Source organism: Okeania sp. SIO2B9, assembly GCF_010672505.1.
GTDB classification, from domain to species: Bacteria; Cyanobacteriota; Cyanobacteriia; order Cyanobacteriales; family Microcoleaceae; genus Okeania; species Okeania hirsuta.
In genome coordinates this window covers 1-5,223 of record NZ_JAAHGK010000469.1, presented here as the reverse complement: position 1 = coordinate 5,223, position 5,223 = coordinate 1, and the positions used below count along the sequence as shown (strand labels likewise).

Annotated in this window: 4 protein-coding genes and 1 pseudogene; 3 read left to right on the top strand and 2 right to left on the bottom strand. The window is 33.2% G+C overall.

Features of this window, described 5'->3' with window-relative positions:
• Nucleotides 1-74 precede the first annotated feature (74 nt).
• On the top strand, nucleotides 75-509 hold the full coding sequence (locus F6K13_RS17070) for a hypothetical protein (RefSeq protein ID WP_287287876.1): 435 nt from the start codon (nucleotides 75-77) through the stop codon (nucleotides 507-509).
• Nucleotides 510-1,704: 1,195 nt separating this feature from the next.
• On the opposite strand, the gene F6K13_RS17065 is transcribed toward F6K13_RS17070, so the two are convergent.
• Entirely contained in the window at nucleotides 1,705-2,187 is a 483-nt protein-coding gene (locus F6K13_RS17065) for an orange carotenoid protein N-terminal domain-containing protein (protein ID WP_287287875.1), read from the bottom strand.
• Between the two features lie 447 nt (nucleotides 2,188-2,634).
• Between F6K13_RS17065 and queG the strand changes: the two genes are divergently transcribed.
• Nucleotides 2,635-3,558, top strand: a complete 924-nt coding sequence (queG, locus tag F6K13_RS17060; RefSeq protein ID WP_124146996.1) for a tRNA epoxyqueuosine(34) reductase QueG — start codon at nucleotides 2,635-2,637, stop codon at nucleotides 3,556-3,558.
• Nucleotides 3,559-3,668: 110 nt separating this feature from the next.
• Nucleotides 3,669-4,298, top strand: a complete 630-nt coding sequence (locus F6K13_RS17055; protein ID WP_124146995.1) for an HAD-IA family hydrolase — start codon at nucleotides 3,669-3,671, stop codon at nucleotides 4,296-4,298.
• 594 nt (nucleotides 4,299-4,892) lie between these two features.
• Here F6K13_RS17055 and F6K13_RS17050 read toward each other — a convergent pair.
• Nucleotides 4,893-5,223: pseudogene (locus F6K13_RS17050) on the bottom strand (hypothetical protein); the annotation flags it as partial.

The following is a 5,223-nucleotide window of genomic DNA, read 5'->3' as shown; positions in this document are numbered from 1 at the left end:
TAACTATACTCTACCGCAAGATAAAAATAAGGTTTATTTAGATACCATTAAAATATATATATTAGGTTTGTTATATGAATATGTTTTTTCCTTTAGCCCCTCGTTATCGCCTAGATGACGAATCTCATTGGCTAGAAAGAATCGATCCTACTCGTAATTATTGGATTCATATCAATGGAGAAAAAGCACTAACGGCTGTAATTCCCGGTTTTACAGTGTCTTCTACAGATGAATTTAAACAAAATATATTTCAATTTCGCGACCTAGAACCAGGGGCACATATAAAAATTGAGAGAGCTTCCGAAACTTGTTATATTTACTGTATTAGTCAAAACTGCTATGCAGTCGAATGCTATTTTAATAAATCGCTAGTATGGCATCTATTTGACAAAGAAACTTTAGAAAGTTTATTAATGACAAGTCATCCAGACTGGAAGTGTGCTTCTAGTCATATAGAACTAGGACAACAAATGTTAGCTCGTTCATTGCAAGTATCCACTACAGCTTGAAATTAATCATCTAACATGAAATCTAGTGTGAGGACACAAATTTAACTAGCTCTGGACTAATAGCTTTCAGCTATCAGCTTGGGTTAAAATCCCTGACTTATAGGTTAGATGCTGGATAATTTAAAAGGGATTTCAACCCCTCTTAAATTGCATTTCCCTCGGTTTCAGCATAAATTTAAGCTGAATGCTTTTTAACAACTTTTGTGGATAAGCTAACAGCTTTAAACTAAGAGCAATTATTCGCTCCTACTGACGGTTAAAAATAAATTTCCCAGCTACATTTACCTAAAATCAAGAAGTTTTGTTTCCCTGACTTAAACTTCTACGTCGCTTTCATCAAGCTCTTAGCTCACTCCTGCTTAAGGATAAGTTTGTATATAGCAGAAGAAAGAAGGAAGAAGGAAGAAGGAAAAACCTTGTGTTGTCTGGGTTTTAAGCTTTTGATATCTCCTAAACTTTACTCCGACTGCTATAACTTTAATCTTCTTCCTGAAGATAGGAAGCGATCGCATTCCTACTAATAATAGGATCTTGAAGATCATTCAGTGAGCCATTATATCATGTTCGGTTGAATACTTACACTTTGGAGGAAGGAAGGCAGTAGGGAAAGAAAGCTTCAAGGCCAGAAGTTTTTTTATAACTGATTATCCGTTAGCGTAGCTCCCCCGGAGGGGGAACATGATATTAGCAGTAAATAGACTTGCTGCAAACGCAGAAGGAAGAAGGAAAAAGTTTGATTATTTATATTCCCAAGTTTGCAGCTATTTCATAAGTCAAATACAGTAATGGCGACTGCTGTACTTTCAAAATTATCGTTATTAAAAGTTTAAAAGTAGCGAGCAACTACTTGCTGTTCAATACCAGTAATTGTTTAGCTCTGTACTGTCCAATATCAGAGAGTTTTACGGCAAGTATTTCGTTATATTAAGTGTCATTAATTAAACAAGGGTAAAAATGATCTTCTCAAATTATCTTGAGAATCTATCAAATTGCCCCCTACTGCTCCGGTGCCCCCTAATCAATGTTATTTGTGGGTATTTAAAGAGACATGATATTATACCTTTTCTGAATAGTAGTGCTATATTTAATTACCATCTCCCTATCTCTCTATCTCCCTATTTCCCCATTACAAATATATATAGCAAACTTTTTGAGATATGGTATTAGATTAGGTTTCGGGAATGTTACTCAAAAATTAAGCTAAAGGATCGACACCCATATTCGCTACAACGTTGCGTAATACAGTAATTTGTTGACCAAAATCTAATACTTCTATAGAGGTCAATACTTGAGATCCAGAAACCGAGAGCTGATGAAAAGTAGGCATTGGAACTATATCGCCTTCTTCAATGGACTCTGTTAGTTGATACCAGAAAGCTAGCTTAGTATTAGGGGTTAGTATACCATAAGCACGAGAAATAGGGTTATTTTTGCTAGCAGCTAAGTCACGGATGACTCCTAATTGTTCTTCGTGAAACATATATTTAATCTCATTTAGCAAACCTTCAGCCAACTGTAGGCGTGCTGCACCGGGGGTTGTAGGTGTAACAGAGCGTCTAATTCTAATTTTGGTGTAGATGTACCATAGTAATGCCAGTTGCTCATCAATACTAAGAGTATTGAACTGAGCTGTAGTTTCAACAACAGTTTTAGGGTTACTACAGATAAAAATTTTCATTGTAGATTCAGCAGTATATGTCATGTCTGCAACTTAGAGATTTATATTTATGTTAGCTAATCTCAAATCAAATGGCCTTGCAAATCTCTGCCTCCTTGCTTGGCATTATGTAACTTTTTGTTAATAGGTGCAAATAAAATTGACAGGTTGAAAAGTTTCAAAACAAAGTATAATTCAAAATTAATGGTGGTTGTATCGTAAATTATTATACAGTTTTGCCAATCTGTGTTACCAATTAATACCATGTTCGGATGATTAAGTATCATAAAAATGTTCTATTGAAGCGCTCTGGAAGGAATATCCCAAATTTATGCTCCGTTTCCAGTGTTCTCACTTGAATTTACACCTACCACCTAAGAACTTTATTATAACTAATTAAATGGACATGATGTAAGGTATTTAAAATATTATAAATTAATACAAATTTTACAAATCTAGCTAGTATCGATGAAATCTGCACTTAGCATTAGTCAAATCAAACAGAAAGCCTTAGAAGTAGGATTTCACAAGGTTGGTATAGCTTCAGTAAATGAGTTAGGTTCAGACACAGAAAGATTGCAGGCATGGTTGAACAAAGGTTATCAAGCAGACTTAAGATGGATGGCTAACCCCAAACGTCAAAATTTGAAGCTAGTGATGCCAGAGGTTGAATCTATTATTTGTGTTGCGCTCAACTATTACACGCTACATCAACATTCTGAAAATTCTGAAATAGGTAAAATTTCTCGTTATGGGTGGGGTAGGGATTATCATAAAGTCATGCACCAAAAGTTAAAAGCTCTGAGTAACTGGTTGCAGGAGCAAGAAAAGGAAATTTTAACCAGGTATTATGCAGATACAGGTCCAGTGCCAGAAAAGCCATTGGCACAACAAGCAGGTTTGGGTTGGATAGCAAAAAATGGTAATCTAATTACTAGAGAATACGGTTCATGGGTATTTTTGGGGGAAGTGTTAACTAACCTAGAGTTGACAAGCGATCGCCCTCATGCTCAACATTGTGGTAGTTGCACTCGTTGTCTGGAAGCTTGTCCGACTAATGCGATCGTAGAACCTTTTGTTGTTGATGCAAATTTTTGTATTGCTTATCACACAATAGAAAATAGAAATCCTGAACTACCTGAATATATTAAATCAAATTTAAAAGGGTGGGTCGCGGGTTGTGATATTTGTCAGGATGTTTGTCCTTGGAATGAACGATTTGCTCAAAAGACAAATATTGATGATTTTCAACCTTATCCTGGTAATGTAACTCCTAAGTTAACAGAACTAGCAGAGATATCTCAACAAGATTGGGATAAGCAGTTTCCAGCTTCCGCACTACGACGTATTAAGCCAGAAATGCTACGACGAAATGCTTGTGCTAATCTTTAATGAAGTCAAAGTCAAAGTTATCCACTGCCATAGATTAGGTTGATTGATTGACATTTTCGAGTAATAGTTAATGATAGAATCAGAAAGCAATTAGCAATTGTTATATAATAATGATAAAAATAGTTATTTTTGATTTTGATGGTACATTAGCAGATACTTTTGATCTGATTTTTGCAATTACAAATCATTTATCAGTTGAATTTGGATATAAACAAGCTAAGAAGGAAGAAATTCCAGAAATAGAAAAATTAAGCCCTCTACAAGTGATTAATCAGTCAGGAATATCTATTTTTAAAGTTCCTTTTTTATTGAGAAGAATTAGAGCAGAATTTCAAAAAGAAATTAAGAATGTCAGCTTGTTTTCTGGTATTCAAGAAATTTTATTAGAACTGAAACAGCAGGGTTATCAACTGGGAATAATTACTTCTAATAGTCAGAAAAATGTAGAGTTTGTCTTGCAAAAATATGATTTATTAATCTTTGATTTTATAATTTCAGCCTCAACACTTTTTGGCAAAGATAAGGTGATTAAAAAATATCTAAAAGTGGAGAATATTCAACCAGAAGAGATCGTTTATATCGGAGATGAGGTTAGAGATATTAGTGCTTCCAAAAAAGCTAAGGTTAAAGTAATAGCGGTGACTTGGGGATTTAATTCTAGAGAAGTATTATCCGATTATCAGCCAGATGCTTTAGTTGATCGACCGCAAGAATTAATGGAAGTAATTAATAACTTTTGAAGAAAGTAAAAAAAATGATGAATAGTGACAAGCCTAAGCTTTATTCACTTCAATATCTACTAGTCTTATACCAAAAGAGAAAATACTAGGTATTATGTTATTCTATCAAAATTTACACAGCTTGTCAAAACTAAGTTGGTTGTCTACTAGAATCGTTAAAAACATTGCTGAACTTTACTTATTGCTTAATAACTAAAGTCTTGAGGAAGTATACTATTATTTTTGTTTTTGGGAATTGGTATTATATATAATAATTTATGGTGGAGGTAGGGAACAGAAAACCTCTCAAATTCTAAGTTTCAAAGAAATAGTATTTACGAATTGTATCATTTTCGGTTGAATACTTATAAATAAGTGAGCAGGGAGAATAGAAAGATTTGTTGTTGAAGGTAGAGGATGGTTTTTTTCAGGCCACTCTTAAACGGACATCATATAACTTGACTTTTTCTGATAAAATTACTATTAGATTAGTACTATAATATCAATTATATAAAATAATGCCATATTTAAAGATAAAAAAGAAGCAAAAGTCAAGAGTAAATCAAGAAAAAAAATGATATATATAGATAGTGTTTAGGATCTAATTATCTGCTATTAAGGATAATTTTTAAATGTCATTTTTGTCACATAAAGTTTGAGAATTATTATAATTGTATATACAATCAAATTATCCAACTTATGCAGGTAAAATTCGATGGATATCACTGAATATTCTGTTAAAACTCCCACATATCCTACAAAAATTTTAATTATAGAAGATGAACTTATTGTCGCAGAAAATATTACTAGAAATCTTAATAAATTAGGATGTTTTTTTCTTGCAGTTTGAATAGCTTCTTCGCCAGAGTCTACAATTCCAAGTACTTCATATCCTAATTTATTAAGATTTCTAGTAATATTTTCTGCGACAATAAGTTCATCTTCT

Excerpts from the sequence above, each read along its gene's own strand:
- F6K13_RS17065 (WP_287287875.1), bottom strand. The coding sequence starts at position 2,187 with ATGAAAATTTTTATCTGTAGTAACCCTAAAACTGTTGTTGAAACTACA.
- F6K13_RS17055 (WP_124146995.1), top strand. The coding sequence starts at position 3,669 with ATGATAAAAATAGTTATTTTTGATTTTGATGGTACATTAGCAGATACT.
- queG (WP_124146996.1), top strand. The coding sequence starts at position 2,635 with ATGAAATCTGCACTTAGCATTAGTCAAATCAAACAGAAAGCCTTAGAA.
- F6K13_RS17070 (WP_287287876.1), top strand. The coding sequence starts at position 75 with ATGAATATGTTTTTTCCTTTAGCCCCTCGTTATCGCCTAGATGACGAA.